Raw genomic sequence first — 23,429 nt, forward strand, 5'->3', positions numbered from 1 at the left:
CCCCCCCCCCCCCCCCCCCCCCCCCCCCCCCCCCCCCCCCCCCCCCCCCCCCCCCCCCCCCCCCCCCCCCCCCCCCCCCCCCCCCCCCGGGGCCGCCGAACGCGTTGGTGGCGTCCACGAGCACCTTGTCCTGCACGACGCGCGGCGGGAGCAGCCCCCGCACGCTGTCGAAGGGCACCATCAGCACCAGGAGTTCGGCCTGGCCGGCGGCCTCGGCGGGGTGCGCCGCCGAGGCCGCCCGTCCCAGCTCGGCCACGAGCGGGCCGAGGGTCTGCGGGCCCCGGGCGTTGGCGAGGACGACCTGGTGGCCTGCCGCCACCAGGATCCTCGCCAGGGTCGAGCCGATCCGCCCGGTGCCGATGATGCCTGTGCGCATTGCCGCTCCTTCGGGAAGGGGGTCTCAGTCCATGCCGATCCAGACCGACTTGGTCTGGGTGTAGCTCTCCAGCGACTCGGGGCCGCACTCGCGGCCGTATCCGGAGGCCTTGTAGCCGCCGTAGGGCACGGAGGGGTCGTACTGGTTGTAGCAATTGACCCAGACCGTGCCGGCCTTGATCTGCGAGGCGACCCGGTGGGCGCGGCGGAGGTCCTTGGTGTGGACGCCGGCGGCGAGGCCGTACGCGCTGTCGTTCGCGATGCGTACGGCGTCCTCCTCGGTGTCGAAGGGGATGATCGACAGGACCGGGCCGAAGATCTCCTCCTGGGCGATCCGCATGCCGTTGTCGACGCCGGTGAACACGGTGGGCAGGAAGTAGAGGCCCTGGCTGGAGGCGCCCTCGGGGGTCCAGCCGGTGCCGCCGGTGCGCAGCACGGCGCCTTCCTTCTCCCCCACCTCGATGTAGGAGCTGACCTTGTCGAACTGGCCGCGGTGGGCCAGCGGCCCGAAGAGGGTGGCCGGGTCGCGCGGGTCGCCGGGCTTGAGGGCGGCGGCCCGGCGGACGAGGCGTTCGACCATCTCGTCGTGGATGGGGCGGTGCAGGAGCAGCCGGGAGCCGGCGGTGCAGATCTCGCCCTTGTTGTAGTAGATGCCGAAGAAGGCGAGTTCCTCGGCGGCGTCGAGGTCGGCGTCGGCGAAGACGATGTTGGCGGACTTGCCGCCGAGCTCCATCGTCACCTTCTTCAGGGTGCCGGCCGCCTTGCGGATGATCGACTGGCCGACCACGGTGGAACCGGTGAAGGCGATCTTGTCGATGTCCGGGTGGTCGGTGAGGGTCTCCCCCAGTTCCACGCCGGGACCGGTGATCACGTTCAGCACGCCGTCCGGGATCTCCGCCTCCTGGAAGAGCTCGGCGATCTTCAGGGCGGTGAGCGGGGTGGCCGGGGAGGGCTTGTGGACCACCGTGTTGCCCGCCGCGAGGGCCGGCGCGATCTTCGTCATGGACAGCAGCAGCGGGAAGTTGAACGGGGTGATGGCGCAGACCACGCCCAGCGGTTCGCGCAGGGTGTAGGCGAGCTGTCCGCCGGCCGGGGCCCGGGAGGAGCCGTCGACCCGGGTCACGGCACCGGCGTAGTAGTGCATGAGCTGGGCGGCCATGGGCGCGTCGACCGTGCTGGAGAACGCGAACGGCTTGCCCATGTCCACGGTCTCCAGCAGGGCGATCTCCTCCAGGTCGCGCTCGATGAGCTCACCGACCCGGTTCAGCCGCAGCGCGCGTTCCTGGGCGGACAGTCTGCTCCACGGGCCTTCCTCGTACGCCTTGCGGGCGGCGGCGACGGCCGCGTCCGCGTCGGCGGCGGCGGCCTGGGCCACCGGCACGATCTCCTGCCCGTCCACGGGGCTGATGTCCGGTTCGGTACGGCCGTCCCGGGCGGGGACCCATCTGCCGCCGATGAACAGTTTCCCGGGGTTCGCGAGGGGCTGGCCGCTCAGCTCACGCTTGGTCATGGCTGCCTTCCGGTGTCGGGTGCGGGGGCGGTTCTAGCCCTTCGCGAGCTGCCGTAAGAAGGTCTCGGCGAGGGCCTTGGAGGAATAGGGGTTCTGGCCGGTCGTCAGCTTGCGGTCCACGACCACGTGCGAGTCCCAGATGGCTTCGGCCTTCTCGTAGCGCGCGCCGAGCCGGGTGAGCTCGACCTCCAGGATCAGCGGGAGCCGGCCGGCCATGTTGGTGACCAGTTCCTCGCTGTGCGAGAAGGCCGTCATCCGATAGCCCTCGAACGGCCAGCGGCCTTCGCCGTCGCGCAGCGCGAGCAGCGAGGTGTGGCCGTGGCAGACGGTGGCGAGCGGCTTGTCCTGGGCGATGACCCAGCGCAGGATCTGCGCGAGCTCGTCGGACTTGGGCAGGTCGCCGATGGCTCCGTGACCGCCGCTGACGTACACGCCGTCGTAATCGGCGATGTCCTTCTCGGTGAGGTCCTCCAGCGCGAGGGGCGCCGTCAGCTGGGAGGTGTCCCCGATGACCCGGACGTACTCGGCGGCGTTGGCCGCGTCCTCGTCCGGCGAACCCTGGGGGCGGACCCACCGGAGGAACTGGGGGTCGATGCTCGTCTGGTCGACCGTGGGCGCGCGGCCCGCGATCGTCGCCACGTCCACGTCGTGTCCCGCCGCCTTGAAGAGCGTGAAGGGCACCACGAATTCCTCGGCCCAGAATCCCGAGGGATGCTGTTCGCCGTCCAGCAGATGCAGTGTGGCCTTGGCCGTCATGACGACGAGAATCTTCATGATTCTCTCCTTGTTCTGGATTCGCTGCCGATTCAACACGCCCCCCGCAAGGGGCGTAAGGGGGTGACGTCAGGCCCGCGATACTTCGTCACGTGCGTCCAACGCCGAGATGATGGTGCGGAATTCACCGACCAGTGGGTGGTCGGGGTGGGCATCTGCAAATATGCGTTCCCCGTACAGCGCCGCCATTTCCGGCGAGTACGGAAGGATCCCGGCCAGCGGCGCCCCGTAGACCTCCTCGGCGCGCCGCCGGGCCCGGTCCCGGTCCATGCCCTCGGGGGCCATGCTCAGCACCACGGTCCGCCGGCAGGTCAGGCGGCCGGCGAGGGCGATGGTCTCCTCGACCCCGGAGAGGTCGATCCGGTCCGCCCGGGCCATGATCATCAGTACGTCGGCGCTCGCCATGGCGGTCACCGACTCGTTGTTGAGCCCGGCGTGGGTGTCGAGCAGCAGCACGTCGAGCGCGTGGTGCGCGGCCAGCCTGTCGAAGCCCTCCGGCAGCAGCCCCACGTCGTAGCCGCTGGTCATGATCTCGCGCAGGGCGGCCGTCCCGGTCCGGGCCGGTACGACGTACAGGCCGGGTACGCCGGCCTGTTGGGCGGTGGTCTCGATCTCGCAGCGGCCGAGGAGGTAGTCGGCGAGGGAGGCACCGGGTCCGAGCCGGAACAGCAGGTCCAGGGTGGGTGACTGGATGTCGGTGTCCACCAGCCCCACCCGGCGTCCCCCGGCCGCGATCAGCAGCGCGAGGTTCGCCAGTACCGAGGACTTCCCGGTGCCACCGCGGTGCGAGTGCACCACGATGGTGCGGGCCATCTAGGCCACCACCCTGTGACCGGCACCGTCCGCGTGCGGCCCCCGCGCCGCGCGTGGCCGGTGCAGGGCCAGCATGGTGACGTCGTCGTGCTGTTCGGCGGTGCCGGTGTGCTCGCGCACCGCCAGGTCCATCCGGTCGACCACGTCCTTGCCGCTCACCAGCGGGCCGGCGAGCAGTTCCAGCATGCGTTCGTCACCGAGGAAACTGCCGTTCGGGCAGCGGGCCTCGGGCACCCCGTCGGTGAAGGCGAAGAGGGTGTCGCCCGGGTCCAGCTGGGCATAGCCCAGGGTGTAGACGACGTCGGGCAGGACCCCGACGGCCGGGCCGGTGACGTCCAGGGTCCGGGGCGGGCTGCCGTCGGCGGGCAGCAGCAGGGGCGGGTTGTGGCCGCCGTTGATGTAGACGAGGCTGCCGGTGAGCGGGTCCAGCACCCCGAAGAACAGGGTGGCGAAGTAGCCCTGCCGCAGGTGGTTGCGGGTGAGGTAGCCGTTGGTGGCGGTGACCGCGTTGAGCAGCGGCGTGGCGCCGACGACCGGGATGCGCCGGCTGCCTCCGGCGCGTCCGGCGGCGACCAGGTGCTGGAGGCCGCTGTTCTGCGCGGTGTGCCGGAGCAGGGAGCGGATGAGCGCCATGAACAGCGCGGCGCCGACTCCCTTGTCGCAGACGTCGGCGACGACGAACGCCAGCCGGCGGCCGCGGGATATCTCGAAGACGTCGTAGAAGTCCCCGGCGACCTGGCGGGCGGGCCGGAAGCGCACGTCGATCTCCCAGCCCGCCGGGACGGGCAGCGATTCGGGCAGGAAGCCCGCCTGGATCTCCCGGCCGATCTCCAGTTCCTTCTCGTAGCCCATGAGTTCGGCGCGGGCGTCGGCCTCCCGCAGGGTGCGGCCGAGTCCGGCGCGCTCCGAGCAGCTGTGCAGCCGGGCTCCGACGAGGGCGGGCAGGAAGGGGGGTACGAGGTAGTCGTGCCCGATCCGGACGTGTGCCTCCAGGGCGGCGAACTCCGTCACGGTCCAGACGACCACGATGGGGGCGCCGGCCCAGCGGCGCAGCCGGCGCACCGCCGTCCGGACGGACTCCCCGTCGGACTCGGCCGGGGCCAGCAGCACGTCCGCGACGGGCAGCAGTTCCAGCGGGCCCGCGAGCAGCTCCGTCAGTGTACGGGGGACGAGTTCCGCGTCCATGATCCGTAGCGCCCGCAGGAGCTCGGGCGGCGGTGACGGGTACGCGTCGAGGATGATCACGGTCGTGGAGGGCATCGGTCCGTCTCCTCAGCCTTCACGGTCAGCGTGCTGATGTTGCGGCCGTCCCGGTGCGCATAGCTGAACTCGTCCACACTGGTCAGAGCCAGGTGGATGCCGAGGCCCCCGATCCGCCGGTCCTCCGGGGGGACCCCCGGAGCGGGCGGCAGGCGGCCCTCGACGGGGTCGAAGGCGGGTGCGGCGTCTTCGATGGTGATCTGCACCCCGCCCGGGCCGGAGCGGCCGCGGACGGTGATCCGTCCGCCACCGCCCCGGTACCCGTGCATCACGATGTTCGTGGCCAGTTCGTCCACGGCCAGCCGGATCCGGTACGTGGCGCCCTTGTCCAGGCCCGCCCGGCCGGCCAGCCGCAGGACGAACGCGGCGATGTCGCCCAGTGCCCCCACCGTCGCGGGCACCTCCAGCAGGCAGGACGTCCTCGCCAGTTCGGCCATGTCAGTCACGGTGGTCACTCATCGGAGAGGACGATGCTCCGGTCGAGTCCGGCCGTCCGGATGGTCCGGGACACGGGCTCGATGGCACCGACCACCTTGATGGTGACGTTGTTCGCGACCTTCTGCTGGGCGAAGACCAGGGAGCGCAGTCCGGCGCTGGCCATGTAGCCCACGCCGGCCATCCTGATCTCGACGGTGCTGGTGCCGTGTCCGGCGGCCTTCTCGATGGTCTGGTGGAAGTCCGGCGCGGTCTTGGCGTCCAGCTCGCCCGTCAGCTCGATGACGGTGGTGTCGCCCTCGATGCTCAGGGACACGGAAAGCGGCATGTCAGGTCTCCTTCGGTCACGGCATCTCGGGATCATTGGTACGGCCCACCAGGATCACGACCGAGCGCGGGCCGATCAGGTACTTCCCGGCGTTGTCCAGTTCCTGCTCGCCGCCGGGGGTGCGGATGTCGTGCGGTGCCCCGGCCCCGGTGTCGGCGAACAGGTGCCAGCTCCGGCCTCCCGGCAGGGCGGGCAGTTCCAGGTCGTGCGACTCCCAGTGCGCGTTCATGGCCACGTACACCACGTCGTCGTCCCCGGTGCCGCAGCGGGCCACGGCGATCAGCCGGCTCTCGGACGACCAGTCGGGCTGCCAGGCCCGTTCCCCGTGCCAGCTGATGTCCGGCAGGCCCAGGTTCTCGCGGACCTGGCCGGTGGGGTGGGCGGTGGCGCGCAGCTCGCGGTGGTGCTTGCGGAAGGCGATCATCTCCCGTGTGAACCGGAGCAGTTCGGCGTTCTGGTCGACCTGGTCCCAGTCGAACCAGGAGAGTTCGTTGTCCTGGCAGTACGTGTTGTTGTTGCCCTGCTGGGTGCGCGCGACCTCGTCGCCGGACAGCAGCATCGGAATGCCCTGGCTGGTGAAGAGGATGGCGAGGGCGTTCTTCATCTGCCGCGTCCGCAGCGCGTTGATCCCGGGGTCGTCGGTGGGCCCCTCGGCACCGCAGTTCCAGCTGTTGTTGTCGTTGGCGCCGTCGTTGTTGTTCTCGCCGTTGGCCTCGTTGTGCTTGTCGTTGTAGGAGACCAGGTCGGCGAGGGTGAAACCGTCGTGCGCGGTCAGGAAGTTGACCGAGGCCGCGGTGCCGCGGCTGGAGTACAGGTCGGGCGAGCCGGCGATGCGGGTGGCCAGTTCGCCGGTGACGCCGGCGTCGCCCTTGAGGAAGCGGCGCACGGTGTCGCGGTACTTGCCGTTCCACTCCGCCCAGCGGCCGTACGCCGGGAAGTTGCCGACCTCGTAGAGGCCGCCGGCGTCCCAGGCCTCGGCGATGAGCTTGGTGTGCCGCAGGACGGGGTCGTAGGCGAGCAGTTCCAGCAGCGGCGGGTTGGGCAGCGGGGTGCCGTCCAGGGCCCGGCCGAGGATGGCCGCGAGGTCGAAGCGGAAGCCGTCGATGTGGTAGTCGGCGACCCAGTGGCGCAGGCAGTCGAGCACGAAGTTGCGCACGACGGGGTGGTTGCAGTTGACCGTATTGCCCGTGCCACTGAAGTTGAAGTAGTACCCCTCCGGCGTGAGCATGTAGTACGTGGCGTTGTCGAGCCCCTTGAAGGAGATCGTCGGGCCCTGCTCGTTGCCCTCGGCGGTGTGGTTGAAGACGACGTCGAGGATGACCTCGATGCCGGCCGCGTGCAGGTCCTTGATCAGGGTGCGGAACTCGTCGCCCTGCATCCCGTACCGCCCGGTGGCCGCGTAGCCGGCCTTGGGGGCGAAGAAGGAGACGGTGTTGTAGCCCCAGTAGTCGAAGAGGTGCTCGCCCGTCTCCGGGTTGGAGCGCGTGTTGTCGCTCTCGTCGAACTCGAACACCGGCAGGAGCTCGATGCAGTTGACGCCGAGTTCCTTGAGGTACGGGATCTTCTCGCGCAGCCCGGCGAAGGTGCCGGGCGCGGTGACCTGCGAGTTGGGGTGCCGGGTGAAGCCGCGCACGTGGGCCTCGTAGACGACGAGGTCCTCGGCGGGGATGCCCAGCGGCGTGTCGTCGCCCCAGTCGAAGTCCTGGAGGCAGACGCGGGAGCGGTACTGGTAGCCGCGGCTGCGGTCCGGCTCCACGCCCCACACGTCACGGCCGGCGATCAGCCGGGCGTAGGGGTCGGAGAGGACCTGCCGGGCGTCGAAGCGGTGGCCGGTGACCGGATCGTAGGGGCCGTCGGCCCGGTACCCGTACTCGATGTTCTCGTGGTCGAGGCCGAAGACCGTCATGGCGAAGACGCTGCCGGTGCGGAATTCCTCGGGGAACTCCAGTTCGGCCATCGGTTCGGGCTCTCCGCGCTTGTAGATGACCAGCGTCATGGAGGTGGCCTGGTCGGAGAAGACGGAGAAGCTGACCCCGCCGGGGACCACGTTGGCCCCGAAGGGGAACGGTTTGCCCGCGCGGACGCGGTACCCGCCCACCTCGTGGGTCGGGTACGCGTCGACGCGCAGGACCTGCTCGGACCGGGTCTCGGTCATCGCGCGGCCTTGGCCTTGGCGGCGGCCGCGACGGCCTCGCCGGTCTCGAAGAAGTCGAGGAAGCCGGTGGCCGACATGACGAACCGGACTTCCTCGCTCACCCCGTAGAGGGTGACGGCGACGCCGGCGTGCTGCGCCTCGCGGTAGACGACGAGCAGGGTGCGCAGGCCCGCGCTGGAGACGTAGGTGACGGCCGTGAGGTCGATCTTCAGCGGCTTGCCCTCGCGGACGAGCGGCAGCAGGGCCTGGAGCAGCGAACCGGATGTCTCGCTGTTGATCTCACCGGTGGCGACGAGCACGGTGCCCGTCTTGTTCCGGCGTTCCTTGACGTTGAGAGTCATTGCCTTCCCCTCTGGTTGGGGCGCCCCCCGTTGAGCGCTACTTCTTTGCCGTCGGCCGCAGCCGGACCTTGACCTTCACCCGGCCCTGGACGTCGGGCAGCCGCACCGTGAGGGCGTCCGCGTCGAAGTCCGTGTACGGCTTCTCGTCGATCTCCACGGACGCGATCCGCACCGAGCCGGCCGGCAGCAGGTCGGGCGAGACGCGCAGGACGCGGTCGGGCAGGCCGGCCGGGTCGGGCTGGAAGTGGAAGTCCATCTCCCGGCCGTTGATGAGCAGGTTGTTGTAGACGGCGGAGAGGTAGCAGAGCTCCGCCGAGTGGTACATGGACATCGAGTGGCTGCCCTTGAGGCGCTCGGTGCCGAGCAGGTACGGCGTACCGCTGGCGAGCACGTTGAAGTAGACGGCGCCCTCGTCGTGGTCGAGGAAGAAGGTGTTGTAGAAGGCCTGCGCCTGCCGGGCCTCGCGCAGGTTCGCCTCGCCGCCGACCGTGCCGTTCAGGATGAGGTAGGCGAGGATCGCCTGCTCCTGCTGCCACCAGGCCTTGCGGTCGTGCCAGGCGAAACGATACGTCTCCTCGTCCCCGGACTTGATCCGCTCGACGACGTCGTACCAGCCGCCGCGCTGCACGTCGCTGCCGACCGCCGGCATGATCTCGCCGATCTTCTTGGCGAGGTCCTCGTACGCCGGCTTGGCCTTCAGCGAGTTCATCCGCATCAGGTTCCAGGCGATCTTCAGGTTGTGGCCGACCACCGCGCGGTTCTGCTGCCAGCTGTGCGCGGTGTCGTGCGACCAGTCGCGGAAGAAGCGCTCCTGGACGAAGGGGCTGTTCTTGTAGTCCGGGAACTTGTCCGCGATGGTGTCGAAGGTGTACTCGAGGAAATCGGCGTACTTCTGGTCGCCGGTCGCCAGGTACAGGTTGATCAGGTACGCGGGCGCGTGGTCGCCGACCGAGTTCCAGTTCTTGCGCTCGGCGTTCTCGCCGAGGGACTCGTGGTCGGCGCTGAACAGGATCGGGTCGATGTGCGAGTAGTAGCCGCCCTGCTCCGGGTCGAAGAAGAACTTGTCGAACAGCCGGATGGTGGCGTCCGCGTCGTTCTTGATCCGGACGTCACCGGTGACCCGGTACGTCTGGATGGGGCCGGCCAGCGCGTAGATCTGCTCGTACATCGGGATCGCGTCGTAGTCGTCGGAGAACTCAGAGGTGAACAGCTTGCGCTCGCTGTCCCCGTCAACGCTGATGCCGTGGTACCAGAAGACCACGTCCTCCTCGCTGTCCACGACCCGCATGTGCTTGCGCAGGTACTCGGTGCCGCGCTCGGCGACCTCCAGGTACTCGTCCTTGCCGGTGAGCAGGTAGGCCGAGGCCATGCCGTAGACCAGGCGGGAGATCGTGTCGGTCTCCTGGACGTGGCTGGCGGTCTTGTCGCCGCCGAGCCGGATCTCGGTGCGGTACTCGGTGAAGTCCACCGGCCCGTCGCCGAACTGGGCCCGCTTGTAGAAGTCGGCCAGCGACTCGATCTGCTTGATCCACCAGCTGGGCTCCTCGAAGCGGAAGTCCTCGGCGCCGCGGCCCAGGAAGACCAGGCGCTTGGCGTCGAACCGCCCGCCGTGCTCCGGGTAGTGGACTCCGTAGACGAAGAGGAACCGGCCCGGCGAGAGCATCTCGTCGATGTGCCCGGAAGCGTCGATGTAGGGCTCGTCCAGGTTGCGGACCAGCTCGGCGCTGGGGTCGCCGGCGAGCGAGACGTCGAACCCGCGCCCGTCGGAGGTCTTCAGACGCAGCACGCGCGCCCCCGAGTCGAAGCGTTCGACGTAGCCGGCGATGGTGTCGGAGAAGGAGAAGCTCACGGCATCCGCCATGTCAAGCACCGTCCTTGTCGTGAGAGCCCTCGTGAGAGCGGTCGTCCTCATATCCCTGGCTGACCTCGACGATGACCCCGTCGGGATCGCGGACCCACACGGTCCGCCAGCCGCAGATGAAGTCGTCGAAGTCCAGCGGCCCCAGGGTCACTTCGGCCGCGTCGCCCAGCTCGGCCAGGAACGCGTCCACGCTGTCCGTCTGGAAGGCCAGGTGGCGCATCCTGCCCGGGGCCTGCGGCCCGTCGTCGTGGGCAGGGCGGGCCGGCTCGGTGCCGGCCGCGAAGAGCTCCAGGTACGCGTCCCCCTTGCGCAGGAACACGATCTGCGACTCCCCGAGGTCGACCACCCGGGCCCGGGAGAATCCGAAGTAGCGGGTGTAGAAGTCCTCGGTGGTCTTCTGGTCCACGCAGTTGAGGCCCACGTGCGACCAGACCGGGCCGGCCATCAGGCCGCCCCCCGGCCCCGCCCGGCCGCGATCAGCTCGATGATCCGGCGGGCGAACAGGTGGTGGTGGGCCCCGGTGCGGCCGGTGACCAGGTCGCCGTCGACCACCACGTCCTCGTTGACGTACTCGGCGCCCATGTTGCGGACGTCGCCGATGAGGTTGTTGTGGCAGACCACCTTGCGGCCCTCGATCTTGTCGGGGATCGAGGCGGCCAGCCACATGCCGTGGCAGATGATCCCCTTGAGGACCGTCGGCTCGTCGAAGGCCCGGCGCAGCAGCTCCGTCGCCGGAGCCAGCACGTCCACGTCCTCGGTGTAGCGGAGCCGGTCGGCCACCATGCCCGAGGGCACGATGATTGCCGCGTACCGGCGCAGCTCCTCGTCGCTCAGCCCCTCCAGGGACTTGTCGGCGGTGAACGGCGCCCGGTACTCGTGGCCGGAGAAGGTGATGGAGCCGTTGCCCCACAGCCGGGTCAGGAAGTCGACCTCGGCGCCCTCCTCCGCGAACCGGTGCTGGTAGTAGAAGATCTCCGGCTCGTAGTAGTCGCTCTCGACCAGGACCGCGATCCGGGTCCCGGACAGCGCGCCCTCGCGCAGGACGGCATCAGGCACGGGAGGTCCCCCTCAGGAAGTCCGCCGCGCGCTCGGCGATCATCGCGATGGCGGTGTGGCAGTTGCCCGACGGGACCGCGGGCATCACGCTGGCGTCGACGACGCGCAGGTTCCGTACGCCGTGCACCCGCAGCTCGGGGTCGACGACGGAGAGGTCGTCGATGCCCATGCGGCAGGAGCCGGCCTGGTGGTGGTAGCTCTCCGACTTCTGCTTCACGAAGGCCCGCAGGTCGTCGTCGCTCACGTAGCCGGGTCCGGGCTGCAGCTCCTGCTTGTACCAGGGGGAGAAGGCGGAGGTCGCGAAGATCTCCCGGGCGGTCTTGACGCCCTGCACCATCCGCTCCAGGTCCCAGCGGTCGCCCAGGTAGTTCGGGTTGATCAGCGGGTGGGCCAGCGGGTCGGCGCTCGCCAGCCTGATCCAGCCGCGCGAGACCGGCCGTACGACACCGGGCAGGATGGACACCGTGTTGGGGTGGTCCTGGCCGACGATCACGTCGAACGGCACGTGGACGAAGGCGATCTGCAGGTCGGGCGCGGGCAGTCCGGGCCGCGAGGACAGGAAAAGAGCGCTCTCGGACAGGTTCTGCGCCGGCGGCGGGAGCTCCTGGGTGACCTCGGCCATCAGCCCGGTCAGGACGTGGTTGTGGAAGTTCTCGCCGACCCCGGGCAGGGCCGCGGTGACCGCGATGCCGTGCTCGCGCAGCTGCTCGGGGTGGCCGATGCCGGAGAGCAGCAGCAGCTTCGGGGACTCGATCGCCCCGGCGGCCACGATCACCTCCCGGCGGGCCCGTACGGTGTGCAGCCCGGGCGCCGCCGCACGGCTGTGCCCGTCGGCCACGGTCCGGCCGGGGACGTCGCCGTCCGAAGGCGTGGCGGGGGCCCTGAGCTGGGCGTACTCGACGCCCGTGCAGGTGTCCCCGTCGAAGAGCAGCCGGGTGCTCTGCGCGTGGGTGCGCAGGGTCAGGTTCGGCCGGCCGAGCGCGGGCTCCAGATAGGCGGCCAGTGCGCCCTGGCGGCGGCCTTCGGCCACGTCGATGTGGTGCCAGCCGGTGCCGAAGAGGCCGCGCCGGGGGCCGTCGGTGTTGAAGTCGGCGATCTCCTCGTGGCCCAGCTCGACGGCGGCGTCGATGAAGGCGCGGGAGACCGGGTTGGGGCCGTGCCGCCCGGCGTTGGTGATCCGCTGCGGACCCCGGGTGCCGGTGGTGGCGGCGGTGGCGTCCTCCTGGCCCTCCAGCAGCGCGAAGTACGGGAGCACGTCCTCGTGGGCCCAGCCGGCCGCGCCCTGGTAGGCCCAGTTGTCGAAGTCCGAGGCGTGGCCCCGGATGTGCATCATGATGTAGAGGTTGCTGCTGCCGCCCGGGGCCTTGCCGCGCGGTTCGTACGTGCGGCGGCCGTCCAGGCCGGGCTGCGGGGTGCTGGTGTAGCCCCAGTCCACGGGGCCGCCGAGGAGCTTGTACCAGGAGGACGGGTCGTCCACCTCGGGCGGGATCCGGGAGCCGCCCGCCTCCAGGACGAGGACGGAGACGTCCGGGTCCTCGGAGAGCCGGCCCGCGAGGACACTGCCCGCGGTGCCGGATCCCACGACGATGTAGTCGTACTCTTCCGCGCTCACGGATCCCCCCTCAGCCCTGGCTCAGCACCTGGAAGGGAACCGTGTCGTGGTAATTCGCCATGTAGGCGATCTTTCCGTCCACGATCCGGAAGAAGTTCATGACCTCGGCCTCGATGGGCTCGCCCGAGGCGCTGACCGCGGTCAGGTGCGAGACGGCCGCCGCCTTCTCACCGTCGACGAGGAAGTGCACGGGCTCGTTCCGGAAGACCCGGTACATCGTGCCCATGCCCTTCATCATCGAGCGCAGGACCTCGAGTCCCTCGATGTGGCCGGCCAGCTGCTCGTCCATGACCTGGTCGTCGGCGAACAGGTCGCACCAGCGGTCCCAGTCCCCGGCGTTGGCGTACTCGTAGTACCTCTGAAGGATCTGTCGTGCGTCCATCGCGCTCATCCCCCTATCGGTCCCTGCGGGTTCCGTCCGGCGCGAACGGCGCCCAGAACTGGCTGAAGGCGGCTGCCGAGTCCCCGAAGAGCCCGTCGCGGCCCTCGACGATCCGACCGTCCTGCCAGCGCATGTAGTGGAAGACCGGGTAGTCCATCCGCTCGTACGGGGACCCGCTCGTCTCGGCCGCGCCGGCCCGCAGGGCGACGTTGCGGCACACGTCCGCGGAACAGTCCTCGCCGACGAGGACCGCCTCCAGGTCCATCCGGAAGGTGCCGCCCGTGAGCTTGTGGGTCTGCCCCATCAGCTCCAGGAAGGCGTCCAGGCTCTCGTACCAGCCGGCCAGCGGGTGGTTGCCCGGCACCAGCCAGCGCAGGTCCTCGGAGTAGTACTCCAGGATGCGCGCCCGGTCGCCGGAGCCGAGGGCGGCGTAGGCCGCCCGCACCCGCTCCTGCGTCACTTCGCTCATGGTCGCTTCTCCTTCGCCGGCGGTCAGAGGGAGCCGGAACCGGGCATCGGTGCCAGGTCGTTGACGGTGTACTGCTTGATCAGCGGTCCGTCCGGACCGGCGACCACGGTCCACGTCTGATCGGCGTCGAAGCCGAGCCACTCGCTGCGGGCGGCCGGCGGGTTCCAGATCTTGGCCTGCCAGTTGACGAGGACCCGGACGACCGCCCGGTCGCCCTCGATGACGGGCTCCACCTTCGTGACCGTGTGCACCTCGTCGAAGAAGCGGTGGGTGACGGCCTCGTACCAGCGCCCGAAGCCCTCGTGTCCGAGGAAGGTGTCCTCGGGGACCTTGAACTCCAGGTCCTCGGTGATCAGGGCGAGCACCTCGGCCGCCCCCACGTGCCGGTCCAGCGCCACGTACCACTTCTCGGCGAAACTGCGGATCGCGTCCTCGGTCAGCTGCCGCTCGGCGGGCATGCGGTCTCCTCCTGTCCGTGCTGGGCGTGCGTCGGATGGCTGTCAGATCTGGATGTCGACGAGGAAGGGTCCGGGGTGGGACAGCATCCGGCCCACGGCGGAGACCGCCTCGTCCGGCTTCTCCACCCGCATCCCGCCGGCGCCGAGCGACCGGGCCAGCCCGGCGAAGTCGATCTCGGGGTGCGAGAGGTCGAAGGAGCCCGGGTACTCGTGCGCCGGGATGTCCCGCTCCCGCCAGTACTCGGCGATGTTGTCGTCCAGCAGCCGGTACTTGCGGTTGTTGCAGACCACGAACTTGGCGTCGATGCCGTGCCGGGCGGCCGTCCACAGCGCCTGGTAGGTGTACATCGACCCGCCGTCGCCCGCGAAGCCGACGACGAGCCGGTCCGGGCGGGCCAGCTTGGCGCCGACGGCGCCGGGGAAGCCCACGCCGAGCGAACCGCCCCGGGTGAGGTGGTAGTCGCCGGGGCGCTCCGCGGGCAGGAACCGCGTGAGCAGCGGTGAGGTGGTCAGCGCCTCGTCGAAGACGATCAGGTCCCCGCCGGTGCGCTCGGCCAGGGTCTTCAGGAAGACGGCCATCGGCGATCCGTCGTCCGTGGCCACCTGCGCCTCGCGGGCCCGCTCCCGGGTCCGTACGTCGAGCCGGGAGGCCGCCGCCGCCCGCTGCTGCGGGGTCAGCAGCCGGTCCAGTACGCCGGCCAGCGCGCGCAGCGCCTGCTTGGGGTCGGCGGCCAGGCCCAGGTCCACCGGGTGGTTCTTGGCGATCTCGTAGGCGTTGAGGTCGATGTGGACGACCTTCGCGCCCGCCCGGAAGGGGCTCTCCAGCTCGGGGAACACCTCCGGGAAGACATAGGTGCCGACGATCAGCACCCCGTCGGCGTCCCCGACCAGCTCCTTGCTGTGCGGGCCGAACATGTGGCCCGTCTGGCCGCGCCGCAGCGGGTGCGAGGCCGCGATGTTCACCTCGGACGAGTCGACCTCGTACACGTCGGCGCCCAGCAGCTCGGCGACGGCGGCGAGCTCGTTCTGCGCCCCGGAGAGCGAGACCCCGTCACCGACGAGGAGCACCGGCCGCTGCGTGGAGGAGAGCAGCTCGGCCGCCCGTCCCACCGAGGCCGGCGAGGGCGCCACGTCCGTGAGCGGCACCGTGGCCGGCAGGACCGGCTCGGAGTTGAGCTCGTCCAGCACGTCCATCGGCAGCGCCACGAACACGGGCCCCCGGGGCGGGGTGAGCGCGATCTTCACCGCGCGCCGGACGGTGCGGAGCACGGAGTGCCGGTCGGTGACCCGCGTCGCGTACTTGGTCACCGGCTTCGCCATCGCCACCAGGTCGGACGCCATCTGCGCGTCCATGGCGTCGTAGCGCACCCCGGCGTCACCGGCGACCACGACGAGCGGGGTGTGGCCGCGCAGCGACTGGTAGAGCATCCCGATGCCGTTGCCCAGCCCCACTCCGGAGTGCAGTTGGAGCAGGGCCGCGCCGCCGGTCGCCCGGGCGTACCCGTCGGCGATGCCGGCGGCCACGGTCTCCTGGAGGGCGAGGATGTAGGTGAAGTCCTCCGCCGCGTCCACCGCGTCGAGGAATCCCTGTTCCACCGTCCCCGGATTTCCGAACATCACATTCAGGCCGTCGGCCTTGAACTGCTCGATCAGCCTTTCCCGTCCGGGAGTGGCTTCCATGAATTCCCCCTCTGCTTTCCGACTTCCCTGCGGCTTCTCCGCGGCCGCCGGGATCACCAGCCGTATCGGGTGAGACCGTCCTCCAGGACTTCCACGATCTTCTGCCCCGTGAGATACGAGTCGGGGGTGGAACGTCCGGTGACGAAGGGGAAGTCGACGATCACCGAGACCGGCTTGCCGAAGTTCCCGTGATACGCGCCGCGCGGGCCCGTCGCGTCGCGCAGGATGTACTCCAGCGGATACGGCGGCGGCCCCATGTTGAAGTCGGTACCGAGGAATCCGGTGCCGTCCTTGTAGTCGTACTCCTTGCAGTGGCCGGTCACGTGCTTGCCCCAGATGATGCTCCTGCGGTCGCTCCAGTCCCGGGCGAAGGCCAGGCAGGCGACCCCGTAGCACTCCGCGGCCACGACCTTGCCGGCCTTCTTGAAGGCCAGGATCAGGGCGTGCACGCGCTCGTTGTTGGCGAGGTCCGCGATCGGGCCGCTGCCGCCGACGATGAGGATCGCGTCGTAATCCGCGATGTCGGCGTCGAGCGTGTCCAGATCCCGGTGGTACTGCTCCAGCTTGGGCAGGTAGCCCTCGTCGCTCGTGTACGGACGCTCGGGGACCCACGCCTCGATGTCGAGCGGCGAGTCCAGCCGGCTCGACTGCTCGAACTCCCGCCCCAGCCGGGCGTTCTCCTCGGTGGTGACCGAGCGTCCCAGCGGGGGGTCGATGTAGTTCGCGTCGAGGCTCGGCGGAAGAGCGTGTGCGCGCTTCCCGGTCGGCGTGGCGAATACGACCTCGTAGCCTCGCTCGTCGAACTTCGATACGGGGCCTATCAGTTCCTCGGCCCAGTAACCATGTTCGGAGACAATGACCAGAATCTTTCTGCTCACGAATTCCTCCAGGCGCCGCCTGTTGTCGTTGGCGTCCCCCACACTGGCCGCGCCCGGGGCGTGCGTCAAAGCGCTGGTATGCGACTTCGTGAGGTAGCGGCCCAGGTCGTGTCGGCACCTCAGGAAGTCATCCGCGGACGTCATGAAGTAGCTTCAGGACTACCTGACTTCGGCCGATTCGATGAACCATTACCGGGTCCCCGCCCTATGGTCTGGACGCGCCGTGAATCACGGGCGCGCGGGCCGTGTTGGTGAACGAGCACGAGAGAGGGACGGGGACGATGACGATGGACCTGTTGTGCACACACATCGATCAGATACGTCCGGTGAAACCCACCGCCGCCGGCTGCGAGGAGTGCCTCGCCACCGGTGACACCTGGGTGCACCTGCGGATGTGCCTCAGCTGCGGGCACGTCGGATGCTGCGACTCGTCGAGGAACCGTCACGCCACCCGGCACTACCGGACCACCGAGCACGCCGTGGCCGCCTCCCACGAGCCCGGCGAGGACTGGGCCTGGTGCTACGCCGACAAGCTGATGCTGGACCCGGCATGAGCGCGGCCCGGGAAGGCTCCGCCGCCCCCGCGGTGAGCGCGGCCGCCGCGGCGGCCGCCGCCGAGCGCGCGGAGCACAAGAAGCCGGTCATCCTGGCCGTGGACGACGACCCGCAGGTGCTGCGCGCCGTCCGCCGCGACCTGCGCAGCGCCTACGGCGACCGCTACCGGGTGCTCGGTGCCTCTTCGGCGGCCGACGCCCTGAAGATCCTGGACTCCCTCGACGAGCGCGGCCACGACCCCGCGCTGTTCCTCGTGGACCAGCGGATGCCCGACGTCACCGGCGTCGAGTTCCTGCTGGAGGCGGTCAGCCGCTTCCCGGACGCCCGCCGCGTGCTCCTGACGGCCTACGCGGAGACCGACGCGGCGATCACCGCCATCAACCGGGTCCGGCTGGACTACTACCTGCTCAAGCCGTGGGACCCGCCGCACGAGCGGCTCTTCCCCGTCCTGGACGACCTGCTGTCCGACTGGCTGGCCACCTACCGCCCCGCGTACGACGGCATCATCGTCGCCGGCCACCTGGTCTCCCCCGGCACCCACGCCGTCCGGGACTTCTTCACCCGCAACGGCCAGCCGTTCCGTTTCCTCAACGTCGAACGGGACCCCGAGGCGCTGACCCTGATCGCGGCCCAGCCCGACGGTGCGCTCCCGCTGGTCCGCTTCCCGGACGGAACGGTGCTCTCCGCCCCCACCGACACCCAGCTCGCCCAGCGCCTGGGCCTGGCCACGACCGCCTCGCGCCCGCACTACGAGTGCGTCATCGTCGGCGCGGGCCCGGCGGGCCTGGCGGCGGGCGTCTACTCGGCCTCCGAGGGCCTCTCCACCCTGATGCTGGACTCCCGCGCCCCGGGCGGGCAGGCCGGCACCTCCAGCCTGATCGAGAACTACCTCGGCTTCCCGTCGGGCCTCTCGGGCGGCGACCTGACCCGCCGGGCCACGATCCAGGCCTCCCGGTTCGGCGCGGAGATCCTGCACCCGGTGGAGGTGGTCTCGCTGGCCCGGGACGACCCGGCGAAGATCCTCACCCTGGCGGACGGCACCGAGATCAGCGCGGAGACGGTGCTGCTGGCCACCGGCGTCTCGTACAACCGTCTGGAGGCCCCGGGCGCGGACCGCTTCGAGGGTGCGGGGCTCTACTACGGCGCGGCCACCACCGAGAGCTCCGCCTGCATCTCCCAGCACGTGTTCATCGTGGGCGGGGCCAACTCGGCGGGCCAGGCGGCGGTGCACTTCGCCAAGTACGCCGCCCGGGTGACGATCCTGGTGCGCGCGGCCTCCCTGGACGCGAGCATGTCCCGCTACCTGATCGACGAGATCGACCGCACCCCGAACATCGAGGTGAGGGTCCGTACGACGGTGGTCCGCCTCGACGGCGACGAGCACCTGGAGCGGCTGACCCTCCACGACGCGGACACGGGCGAGAACACGCAGGTCCCGGCCCGGTTCATGTTCACCTTCATCGGCGCCCGTCCGCACACCGACTGGCTCGCCGCCATCGTCGAGCGGGACGAGCACGGCTTCGTCCTCACCGGCTCGGACCTGATCGCGAACGGCGGGGAACTCCCGGCCGAGTGGAGCCTGGAGCGGGCCCCCTACCCGCTGGAGACGAGTGTCCCCGGCGTCTTCGCGGCCGGCGACGTCCGCGCCCACTCGGTCAAGCGGGTCGCCTCGGGCGTGGGCGAGGGCGCGATGGCCGTCTCCCTGATCCACCGCTACCGCTCGATGGGCTGAGAGCACTGCGACATTCGCCGGGGCCTGGACTCTTGCGATCAAGAAGGTACCGGATGCAACGTTGATTACATGATTACAGCCGAACAGAGCGAACAGCTCCGCGCGTGGTTCGCCGAACGCCTGCCGATGGACGTCTACGAGTCCCTCCTCTCGGTCACGGCCGACCGCGAGGAGATCACGGTCGTCGGCGTCATCCCGGGGACCGAGTCGGTCAAGGAGTTCCGCGAACGCACCCGCGAACAGCGCATCGAGGTGGCCCGCGAGGCCGAGTCCCTCTACCGCCGCAAGGTCGCCTGGGGCGTGCGGGTGGGTGAGGAGACGACGCTCTTCACCCACCTCGCCGTCCCGGTGATGACCCGCCTGCGCCAGTCCGAACGCCAGGTCCTCGACACCCTGGTCGCCGGCGGTGTCGCCCGCAGCCGGGCCGACGCCCTGGCCTGGTGCGTGCGCCTCGTCGGACGCAACACCGACACCTGGCTGACGGAACTGCGCGACTCCCTGGACAAGGTCCGCCAGGTCCGTGAGCAGGGCCCGGACGTCGCCGGCGAGACCGACTCCAGGAAGTCCGGGTCCGAATGACCGATCGGCCCCACTCCGGCGCATGATCGCGTAAGGCTGGCCGGGACCACCAACCAGCGAGAGGCACGCACCCATGACCACCACCGTCGAATACATCCGCTACCGGATCGCATTGGACGACCAGCCTGCCTTCGAGGACGCGTACGCCCGGGCCGCCGAGGCCCTGGCCGCGTCACCGGAGTGCATCGACTACGAACTGGCCCGGTGCGAGGAGGAGAAGGAGCGCTACATCCTGCGCATCCGCTGGACCTCGATCGAGGCCCACCTGGGCGGATTCCGCAAGGGCGAGCACTTCCCGGCGTTCTTCAGCGCGATCCGTCCGTACGTGACGGCCATCGAGGAGATGCAGCACTACCTCGTGACGGGCGTCGTGGGCACGGGAAAGGCCGCCGGATAGCCATGAGCACCACACCCACCATCTACGAGTGGATGGGCGGCGCGGAGGCGATGAACCGTCTCACCGACGCCTTCTACGCCCACGCCCTGCGGGACGAGATCCTGGCCCCGGTCTTCGCCGGCATGGACTCGGAGCACCCGCAGCACGTCGCGGTCTGGCTCTCGGAGGTCTTCGGCGGCCCCTCGGACTACACCGCCCACCACGGCGGCCACCAGCACATGGCCACCAAGCACCTGGGCCGCGGGATCACCGAGAAGCAGCGCCGCCGCTGGGTGGACCTGCTGATGGACACGGCCGACGAGGTCGGCCTCCCGACGGACCCCGAGTTCCGCGGCGTCTTCGCCTACTACATCGAGTGGGGCACCCGCATGGCCCTGATCTACTCGGGCCCCAACCCGCCCCCGGTGGACGCGGCCAAGATCCCGGTCTGGTCCTGGGGCCAGACCCCACCGTGGATCCCGAAGACGGACTGAACGCCGAAGACCCGGGGCAGCGCCCCGGGTCTTCCCCCTGCCGGCCCCGCCGCACCACTCCAGCCCCGCCGCACCATCCAGCCCCTCCGGCATTTGAGGAGCGGGGTCCGGGGCGGAGCCCCGATCTTTCAGCCCCGCCGGTGCTTGGGGCGCGGCGTCCGCGGAGCCCCGGCAGCCGGCCCGGGCCCGGTCTCGGCCAGCAGCACCGTCAGCCCCGGCTCGCCGCCGTCCAGCCCCCGCCAGAAGTCCACGGCCTCCTCCAGCACCTCCACGAAGATCTCCCACTCCGCAGACCGGGCCTCGGCGTACCCCCGCCACGACGTCACCGCCACCAGCCGCCCCGCACCCCCCGGCAGCCACGACAGGTCCCGCAACGCGTCAGCCAACGCGTCCCAGTTCCCGCCGACCCACTCCGGCAGCCGCAGGGCGACCCCGCACCGCCGCATCAGCTCCGCCTTGCCCCGTACGCCGTCCAGGTCCAGCCGTACGGTCGTCCAGCCGGCGGCATCGGCCGCCGCGAGCGCGGGGGCGAGCGGCTGCGGGTCCAGGCTCATCGGAGAACCGCCTTGAAGGTGTCGTAGTGGTCGTCCGTGTAGAAGAACTCCCCACCCTCACCCGTCACGATCCGCCGGGCCCCGCGGTCCCGCTCCCCGGGCGTCCGCACCGTGAACTCGTGGTAGTAGCCGCGCTTCTGCTTGGGCAGGGCCTTCTCGAAGTTCCCGAAGACGGTGCCGTCCTGCCGGTACGGATACGGCCCGCCCTTGTCGATGAGCGCGAGCACGTCCCGGGCCTGCTGCGGAAGCGCGTCGGCCCGTACGGCGGCCATCCCCTTCGCCCACGCGGGAGCGGTACTACTGCCGGGACTGGCCCCGCGCGCACTGGCGCTGGCGGCGGCGGGCGCGGGCTGCTGCCCGCCACAGCCCACCGCGCCGACCAGCGCGGCACAGAGGAACACGGCCCCCAGCAAACGCAGCAACGATCGGGGCACGTTCCGAAAGATCATGCACCGATCGTGCCAAATATCCGATTCGCTCGCGAATCGCCCGGTGGCCTCAGAGTGCGGCCATCTTGGTGTAGGGACTCAGGATTCGCTTCTGGACCGAACCGAAGTCGACGAGAACGGCGATCCCCTCCTCGATTCCGACGACACGGCCGAGGCCGTGCTCATCGTGAGTGACCCGGTCGCCGACGTTGAACTGCCGGATGGGCTGTTCCACGGGGGCCTTGAACGGGCTGGACGGCAAATGGCGGCGAGGTACTGCTGACTTTGTCATTGGAACCAGTATGCGCCCAGCAGGCCGCCGCGCGGTCCGCCGTTCGGATCTCAATTCCGGCACCATCCGCACGGCTGCCGCGATGGAGCGCCGATCCGCCGCTACAGGTCGTCGGGATCGGCCCGCTCCAGCGCGGGCCGCAGTCCGGGGGCCGACTCGGTCAGCAGGTAGTCGGCGACCGCCGTGTCCGTGACGAGGCTGGTCACCAGCCCGGACCGGAGCACCGCCCCGATCGCGGAGGCCTTGCGCAGCCCGCCCGCGATCGCCACGACCTCCGGGATCCGCCGCAGCCGGTCCGCCTCGACGGTGATGCACCGCTCGCCGAGGTCGCGGCCGACCCGCCGGCCCTCGGAGTCGAACAGGTGGGCGGACATCTCGGCCGCGACGCCGAGCGAGGCGTAGTGGGCCCGCTCCTCGTCGGTCAGCATGTCGTGGACGGTGGAGATGCCCGTCTCCCACGACCCGATGGAGACGGCCGCGACCGTCACCTTGTCGAAGTACTCGAAGGCGCGCGCGATCCCGGTCTGGTTGCGCAGCGCGGCCGCGGTCGCCGGGTCGGGCAGCAGCATCGGCGCGTAGATCGGGTGCGCGTCGCCGCCCGAGACCTGGGCGGCCCTGCGCACGGCCTCGACCGAGCCGCGCTCGGCGGTCCCCGCGTCGTACACGCCGGTCAGCTGGACCACGGTGCACTGGGGCAGCCGGTGCAGCGAGGCGGCCATGTGGATGGTCGACCGTCCCCAGGCCAGGCCCAGTACGTCGCCCTCGTTGACCAGTTCGCCCAGCAGATCGGCGGCGACCGCGCCCAGGTTCTCCGGGTCGGGCGCGTCCTCGGTGGCGTCGGCGGGCGACTCCACCACGACGGCGTGCCGGAGCCCGTACCGGGCCCTGAGCGCGTCCGAACGCTCCGCGTCGAGTTCGGCCGGTACCCGGATCTCGATCCGTACGAGGTCCCGCTCCAGGGCGGTCTCCAGGACCCGGGCCACCTTGAAGCGGCTCACGCCGAACTCCTCGGCGATCTGGATCTTGGATTTGCCCTCGAGGTAGAAACGGCGCGCCATGGCCGCCGCCTGCACCAGCTCCGCGGGTCCCATCCGCAGGGCTGACCGTCCCGCCGACATTGCAGACACCGCGTTCTCCTCACTGCTGTTCACACTCTCGTGTTCACACTCTCGACTCGCCGTTCATCCTGTCAGATCCGACGGCCGTTGATCAGCCTGGACAGCTCCCGTTCACCGAGCTGTTCATCAACGCTTGGCTCAGTGGTCGCAAGCCCACGGCGCCGCGGCGATCGCCGCACCCGCCTGCTCACGCAGCGTGCGCACGGCGGCGGCCGGATCGACCGCGCCGTAGACGGCGCTGCCCGCCACGAACACATCGGCGCCGGCCTCGGCGCAGCGTTCGATGGTCGAGGCCGAGACCCCGCCGTCGACTTGCAGCCACAGCTCCAGGCCGTGCTTGGAGATCAGCTCCCGGGTCCGGCGGATCTTGGGGAGCATGATGTCCAGAAAGGGCTGGCCGCCGAAGCCGGGCTCGACCGTCATGATCAACAGCATGTCGAGCTCGGGGAGGAGGTCCTCGTACTGTTCGATGGGCGTCGCGGGCTTGAGCGCCATCGACGCCCGCGCCCCCTTGGCCCGGATCTCCCGCGCGAGGCGCACGGGCGCAGCCGCGGCCTCGGCGTGGAAGGTGACCGAACCCGCACCGGCCTCCACGTACTGCGGGGCCCAGCGGTCCGGGTTCTCGATCATCAGGTGGAGGTCCAGCGGGATGTCCGTGGCCCGGCTCAGGGACTCCACGACGGGCATGCCGAGGGTGAGGTTCGGGACGAAATGGTTGTCCATGACGTCGACATGCAGCCAGTCGGCTCCCTCGACGGCCCTCGCCTCCTCGGCGAGTCGGGCGAAGTCGGCGGACAGGATGCTCGGATAAATCTGCGCGGCCATGCCCCAAGCCTGCCATGCCTGCGGCCGGTTCCGGCCACGACCCCGCAAGTCGGGACGTGCTTAGCAACGCTTAACCGATCACGGAGAAC

Annotated in this window: 28 protein-coding genes; 5 read left to right on the plus strand and 23 right to left on the minus strand. The window is 70.3% G+C overall.

Annotated elements, in window-relative coordinates; all coding sequences use genetic code 11:
* The 18 genes from ACZ4VT_RS19800 to ACZ4VT_RS19885 all read right to left on the minus strand — a co-directional run.
* A partial coding sequence (locus tag ACZ4VT_RS19800; RefSeq protein WP_467951353.1) for an NAD(P)-binding domain-containing protein occupies positions 1 to 376 on the minus strand: 376 nt, incomplete at its 3' end.
* Positions 377 to 400: 24 nt separating this feature from the next.
* The gene (locus ACZ4VT_RS19805; protein WP_351297121.1) at positions 401 to 1,885 is read right to left on the minus strand and encodes an aldehyde dehydrogenase family protein; all 1,485 of its coding nucleotides are present in this window, start codon (positions 1,883 to 1,885) and stop codon (positions 401 to 403) included.
* A 33-nt stretch (positions 1,886 to 1,918) separates the two neighbouring features.
* Complete coding sequence (locus ACZ4VT_RS19810) at positions 1,919 to 2,659, minus strand: type 1 glutamine amidotransferase domain-containing protein (RefSeq protein ID WP_467951284.1); 741 nt, start codon at positions 2,657 to 2,659, stop codon at positions 1,919 to 1,921.
* Between the two features lie 69 nt (positions 2,660 to 2,728).
* Complete coding sequence (locus ACZ4VT_RS19815; RefSeq protein ID WP_362810538.1) at positions 2,729 to 3,472, minus strand: MinD/ParA family ATP-binding protein; 744 nt, start codon at positions 3,470 to 3,472, stop codon at positions 2,729 to 2,731.
* Complete coding sequence (locus tag ACZ4VT_RS19820) at positions 3,473 to 4,732, minus strand: PP2C family protein-serine/threonine phosphatase (RefSeq protein ID WP_467951286.1); 1,260 nt, start codon at positions 4,730 to 4,732, stop codon at positions 3,473 to 3,475.
* On the minus strand, positions 4,714 to 5,187 hold the full coding sequence (locus ACZ4VT_RS19825; protein WP_467951289.1) for an ATP-binding protein: 474 nt from the start codon (positions 5,185 to 5,187) through the stop codon (positions 4,714 to 4,716). The genes ACZ4VT_RS19820 and ACZ4VT_RS19825 overlap by 19 nt, the downstream gene beginning before the upstream one ends.
* Positions 5,184 to 5,495 (minus strand): STAS domain-containing protein, encoded by a 312-nt coding sequence (locus tag ACZ4VT_RS19830; protein ID WP_215147958.1) that lies wholly within the window; start codon positions 5,493 to 5,495, stop codon positions 5,184 to 5,186. The genes ACZ4VT_RS19825 and ACZ4VT_RS19830 overlap by 4 nt, the downstream gene beginning before the upstream one ends.
* Positions 5,496 to 5,511: 16 nt before the next feature.
* Entirely contained in the window at positions 5,512 to 7,650 is a 2,139-nt protein-coding gene (glgX, locus tag ACZ4VT_RS19835) for a glycogen debranching protein GlgX (RefSeq protein ID WP_467951291.1), read from the minus strand.
* A complete protein-coding gene (locus ACZ4VT_RS19840) occupies positions 7,647 to 7,991 on the minus strand; it encodes an STAS domain-containing protein (protein ID WP_319722283.1) in 345 nt (114 codons plus the stop codon). Before ACZ4VT_RS19840 ends, glgX begins: the two co-directional genes overlap by 4 nt.
* 37 nt (positions 7,992 to 8,028) lie before the next feature.
* Positions 8,029 to 9,852 carry an AGE family epimerase/isomerase gene (locus ACZ4VT_RS19845; RefSeq protein ID WP_467951293.1) on the minus strand — a complete coding sequence of 608 codons (1,824 nt, stop codon included), beginning with the start codon at positions 9,850 to 9,852 and terminating at the stop codon, positions 8,029 to 8,031.
* Position 9,853: 1 nt separating this feature from the next.
* Positions 9,854 to 10,297 carry a VOC family protein gene (locus tag ACZ4VT_RS19850; protein WP_467951295.1) on the minus strand — a complete coding sequence of 148 codons (444 nt, stop codon included), beginning with the start codon at positions 10,295 to 10,297 and terminating at the stop codon, positions 9,854 to 9,856.
* Entirely contained in the window at positions 10,297 to 10,908 is a 612-nt protein-coding gene (locus tag ACZ4VT_RS19855; protein ID WP_467951297.1) for a DJ-1/PfpI family protein, read from the minus strand. Before ACZ4VT_RS19855 ends, ACZ4VT_RS19850 begins: the two co-directional genes overlap by 1 nt.
* On the minus strand, positions 10,901 to 12,520 hold the full coding sequence (locus tag ACZ4VT_RS19860; RefSeq protein WP_467951299.1) for a GMC family oxidoreductase: 1,620 nt from the start codon (positions 12,518 to 12,520) through the stop codon (positions 10,901 to 10,903). Before ACZ4VT_RS19860 ends, ACZ4VT_RS19855 begins: the two co-directional genes overlap by 8 nt.
* 10 nt (positions 12,521 to 12,530) lie before the next feature.
* A complete protein-coding gene (locus ACZ4VT_RS19865) occupies positions 12,531 to 12,902 on the minus strand; it encodes a nuclear transport factor 2 family protein (protein ID WP_467951300.1) in 372 nt (123 codons plus the stop codon).
* Positions 12,903 to 12,915: 13 nt separating this feature from the next.
* Positions 12,916 to 13,371, minus strand: a complete 456-nt coding sequence (locus ACZ4VT_RS19870) for a nuclear transport factor 2 family protein (protein ID WP_467951301.1) — start codon at positions 13,369 to 13,371, stop codon at positions 12,916 to 12,918.
* A 23-nt stretch (positions 13,372 to 13,394) separates the two neighbouring features.
* Complete coding sequence (locus ACZ4VT_RS19875; RefSeq protein ID WP_365477452.1) at positions 13,395 to 13,829, minus strand: nuclear transport factor 2 family protein; 435 nt, start codon at positions 13,827 to 13,829, stop codon at positions 13,395 to 13,397.
* 42 nt (positions 13,830 to 13,871) lie between these two features.
* Positions 13,872 to 15,509, minus strand: a complete 1,638-nt coding sequence (locus ACZ4VT_RS19880) for a thiamine pyrophosphate-binding protein (RefSeq protein WP_467951303.1) — start codon at positions 15,507 to 15,509, stop codon at positions 13,872 to 13,874.
* 53 nt (positions 15,510 to 15,562) lie between these two features.
* Positions 15,563 to 16,387 carry a type 1 glutamine amidotransferase domain-containing protein gene (locus ACZ4VT_RS19885; protein WP_467951304.1) on the minus strand — a complete coding sequence of 275 codons (825 nt, stop codon included), beginning with the start codon at positions 16,385 to 16,387 and terminating at the stop codon, positions 15,563 to 15,565.
* A gap of 287 nt (positions 16,388 to 16,674) precedes the next feature.
* On the opposite strand from ACZ4VT_RS19885, the gene ACZ4VT_RS19890 reads away from it, so the two are divergent.
* From ACZ4VT_RS19890 to ACZ4VT_RS19910, 5 genes are all read left to right on the plus strand, one after another.
* Positions 16,675 to 16,941 carry a UBP-type zinc finger domain-containing protein gene (locus tag ACZ4VT_RS19890; RefSeq protein ID WP_467951354.1) on the plus strand — a complete coding sequence of 89 codons (267 nt, stop codon included), beginning with the start codon at positions 16,675 to 16,677 and terminating at the stop codon, positions 16,939 to 16,941.
* Entirely contained in the window at positions 16,938 to 18,674 is a 1,737-nt protein-coding gene (locus ACZ4VT_RS19895) for an FAD-dependent oxidoreductase (RefSeq protein ID WP_467951305.1), read from the plus strand. Before ACZ4VT_RS19890 ends, ACZ4VT_RS19895 begins: the two co-directional genes overlap by 4 nt.
* 69 nt (positions 18,675 to 18,743) lie before the next feature.
* Positions 18,744 to 19,253, plus strand: coding sequence for a hypothetical protein (locus ACZ4VT_RS19900; protein ID WP_467951307.1), 510 nt, complete (start codon positions 18,744 to 18,746; stop codon positions 19,251 to 19,253).
* A 73-nt stretch (positions 19,254 to 19,326) separates the two neighbouring features.
* Positions 19,327 to 19,650: a putative quinol monooxygenase gene (locus ACZ4VT_RS19905; RefSeq protein WP_030706380.1), complete on the plus strand. Its 324-nt coding sequence runs from the start codon at positions 19,327 to 19,329 to the stop codon at positions 19,648 to 19,650.
* 2 nt (positions 19,651 to 19,652) lie between these two features.
* Complete coding sequence (locus ACZ4VT_RS19910) at positions 19,653 to 20,123, plus strand: group II truncated hemoglobin (RefSeq protein WP_362810498.1); 471 nt, start codon at positions 19,653 to 19,655, stop codon at positions 20,121 to 20,123.
* Between the two features lie 128 nt (positions 20,124 to 20,251).
* Here the strand turns inward: ACZ4VT_RS19910 and ACZ4VT_RS19915 are convergent, their stop codons facing one another.
* The 5 genes from ACZ4VT_RS19915 to rpe all read right to left on the minus strand — a co-directional run bounded on the left by ACZ4VT_RS19915 (position 20,252) and on the right by rpe (position 23,340).
* Complete coding sequence (locus ACZ4VT_RS19915; protein WP_467951309.1) at positions 20,252 to 20,677, minus strand: barstar family protein; 426 nt, start codon at positions 20,675 to 20,677, stop codon at positions 20,252 to 20,254.
* Positions 20,674 to 21,126, minus strand: a complete 453-nt coding sequence (locus ACZ4VT_RS19920) for a guanyl-specific ribonuclease (protein ID WP_467951311.1) — start codon at positions 21,124 to 21,126, stop codon at positions 20,674 to 20,676. Before ACZ4VT_RS19920 ends, ACZ4VT_RS19915 begins: the two co-directional genes overlap by 4 nt.
* 49 nt (positions 21,127 to 21,175) lie before the next feature.
* On the minus strand, positions 21,176 to 21,397 hold the full coding sequence (locus ACZ4VT_RS19925; RefSeq protein WP_030012151.1) for a CarD family transcriptional regulator: 222 nt from the start codon (positions 21,395 to 21,397) through the stop codon (positions 21,176 to 21,178).
* Between the two features lie 101 nt (positions 21,398 to 21,498).
* Positions 21,499 to 22,515 (minus strand): sugar-binding transcriptional regulator, encoded by a 1,017-nt coding sequence (locus tag ACZ4VT_RS19930; RefSeq protein ID WP_467951355.1) that lies wholly within the window; start codon positions 22,513 to 22,515, stop codon positions 21,499 to 21,501.
* Positions 22,516 to 22,653: 138 nt separating this feature from the next.
* Positions 22,654 to 23,340 (minus strand): ribulose-phosphate 3-epimerase, encoded by a 687-nt coding sequence (gene rpe / locus ACZ4VT_RS19935; RefSeq protein ID WP_467951312.1) that lies wholly within the window; start codon positions 23,338 to 23,340, stop codon positions 22,654 to 22,656.
* Positions 23,341 to 23,429: the final 89 nt, after the last annotated feature.

This window comes from Streptomyces sp. NPDC029164 (assembly GCF_055563995.1).

What these genes read in the sequence shown, in the direction of transcription:
- ACZ4VT_RS19870 (WP_467951301.1), bottom strand. Translation starts at nt 13,371, where the DNA reads ATGAGCGAAGTGACGCAGGAGCGGGTGCGGGCGGCCTACGCCGCCCTC.
- ACZ4VT_RS19925 (WP_030012151.1), bottom strand. Translation starts at nt 21,397, where the DNA reads ATGACAAAGTCAGCAGTACCTCGCCGCCATTTGCCGTCCAGCCCGTTC.
- ACZ4VT_RS19850 (WP_467951295.1), bottom strand. Translation starts at nt 10,297, where the DNA reads ATGGCCGGCCCGGTCTGGTCGCACGTGGGCCTCAACTGCGTGGACCAG.
- glgX (WP_467951291.1), bottom strand. Translation starts at nt 7,650, where the DNA reads ATGACCGAGACCCGGTCCGAGCAGGTCCTGCGCGTCGACGCGTACCCG.
- ACZ4VT_RS19910 (WP_362810498.1), top strand. Translation starts at nt 19,653, where the DNA reads ATGAGCACCACACCCACCATCTACGAGTGGATGGGCGGCGCGGAGGCG.
- ACZ4VT_RS19830 (WP_215147958.1), bottom strand. Translation starts at nt 5,495, where the DNA reads ATGCCGCTTTCCGTGTCCCTGAGCATCGAGGGCGACACCACCGTCATC.
- ACZ4VT_RS19900 (WP_467951307.1), top strand. Translation starts at nt 18,744, where the DNA reads ATGATTACAGCCGAACAGAGCGAACAGCTCCGCGCGTGGTTCGCCGAA.
- ACZ4VT_RS19905 (WP_030706380.1), top strand. Translation starts at nt 19,327, where the DNA reads ATGACCACCACCGTCGAATACATCCGCTACCGGATCGCATTGGACGAC.
- ACZ4VT_RS19840 (WP_319722283.1), bottom strand. Translation starts at nt 7,991, where the DNA reads ATGACTCTCAACGTCAAGGAACGCCGGAACAAGACGGGCACCGTGCTC.
- ACZ4VT_RS19915 (WP_467951309.1), bottom strand. Translation starts at nt 20,677, where the DNA reads ATGAGCCTGGACCCGCAGCCGCTCGCCCCCGCGCTCGCGGCGGCCGAT.
- ACZ4VT_RS19895 (WP_467951305.1), top strand. Translation starts at nt 16,938, where the DNA reads ATGAGCGCGGCCCGGGAAGGCTCCGCCGCCCCCGCGGTGAGCGCGGCC.
- ACZ4VT_RS19890 (WP_467951354.1), top strand. Translation starts at nt 16,675, where the DNA reads ATGGACCTGTTGTGCACACACATCGATCAGATACGTCCGGTGAAACCC.
- ACZ4VT_RS19810 (WP_467951284.1), bottom strand. Translation starts at nt 2,659, where the DNA reads ATGAAGATTCTCGTCGTCATGACGGCCAAGGCCACACTGCATCTGCTG.
- ACZ4VT_RS19920 (WP_467951311.1), bottom strand. Translation starts at nt 21,126, where the DNA reads ATGATCTTTCGGAACGTGCCCCGATCGTTGCTGCGTTTGCTGGGGGCC.
- ACZ4VT_RS19880 (WP_467951303.1), bottom strand. Translation starts at nt 15,509, where the DNA reads ATGGAAGCCACTCCCGGACGGGAAAGGCTGATCGAGCAGTTCAAGGCC.
- ACZ4VT_RS19845 (WP_467951293.1), bottom strand. Translation starts at nt 9,852, where the DNA reads ATGGCGGATGCCGTGAGCTTCTCCTTCTCCGACACCATCGCCGGCTAC.
- rpe (WP_467951312.1), bottom strand. Translation starts at nt 23,340, where the DNA reads ATGGCCGCGCAGATTTATCCGAGCATCCTGTCCGCCGACTTCGCCCGA.
- ACZ4VT_RS19815 (WP_362810538.1), bottom strand. Translation starts at nt 3,472, where the DNA reads ATGGCCCGCACCATCGTGGTGCACTCGCACCGCGGTGGCACCGGGAAG.
- ACZ4VT_RS19875 (WP_365477452.1), bottom strand. Translation starts at nt 13,829, where the DNA reads ATGCCCGCCGAGCGGCAGCTGACCGAGGACGCGATCCGCAGTTTCGCC.
- ACZ4VT_RS19820 (WP_467951286.1), bottom strand. Translation starts at nt 4,732, where the DNA reads ATGCCCTCCACGACCGTGATCATCCTCGACGCGTACCCGTCACCGCCG.
- ACZ4VT_RS19805 (WP_351297121.1), bottom strand. Translation starts at nt 1,885, where the DNA reads ATGACCAAGCGTGAGCTGAGCGGCCAGCCCCTCGCGAACCCCGGGAAA.
- ACZ4VT_RS19865 (WP_467951300.1), bottom strand. Translation starts at nt 12,902, where the DNA reads ATGGACGCACGACAGATCCTTCAGAGGTACTACGAGTACGCCAACGCC.
- ACZ4VT_RS19930 (WP_467951355.1), bottom strand. Translation starts at nt 22,515, where the DNA reads ATGTCGGCGGGACGGTCAGCCCTGCGGATGGGACCCGCGGAGCTGGTG.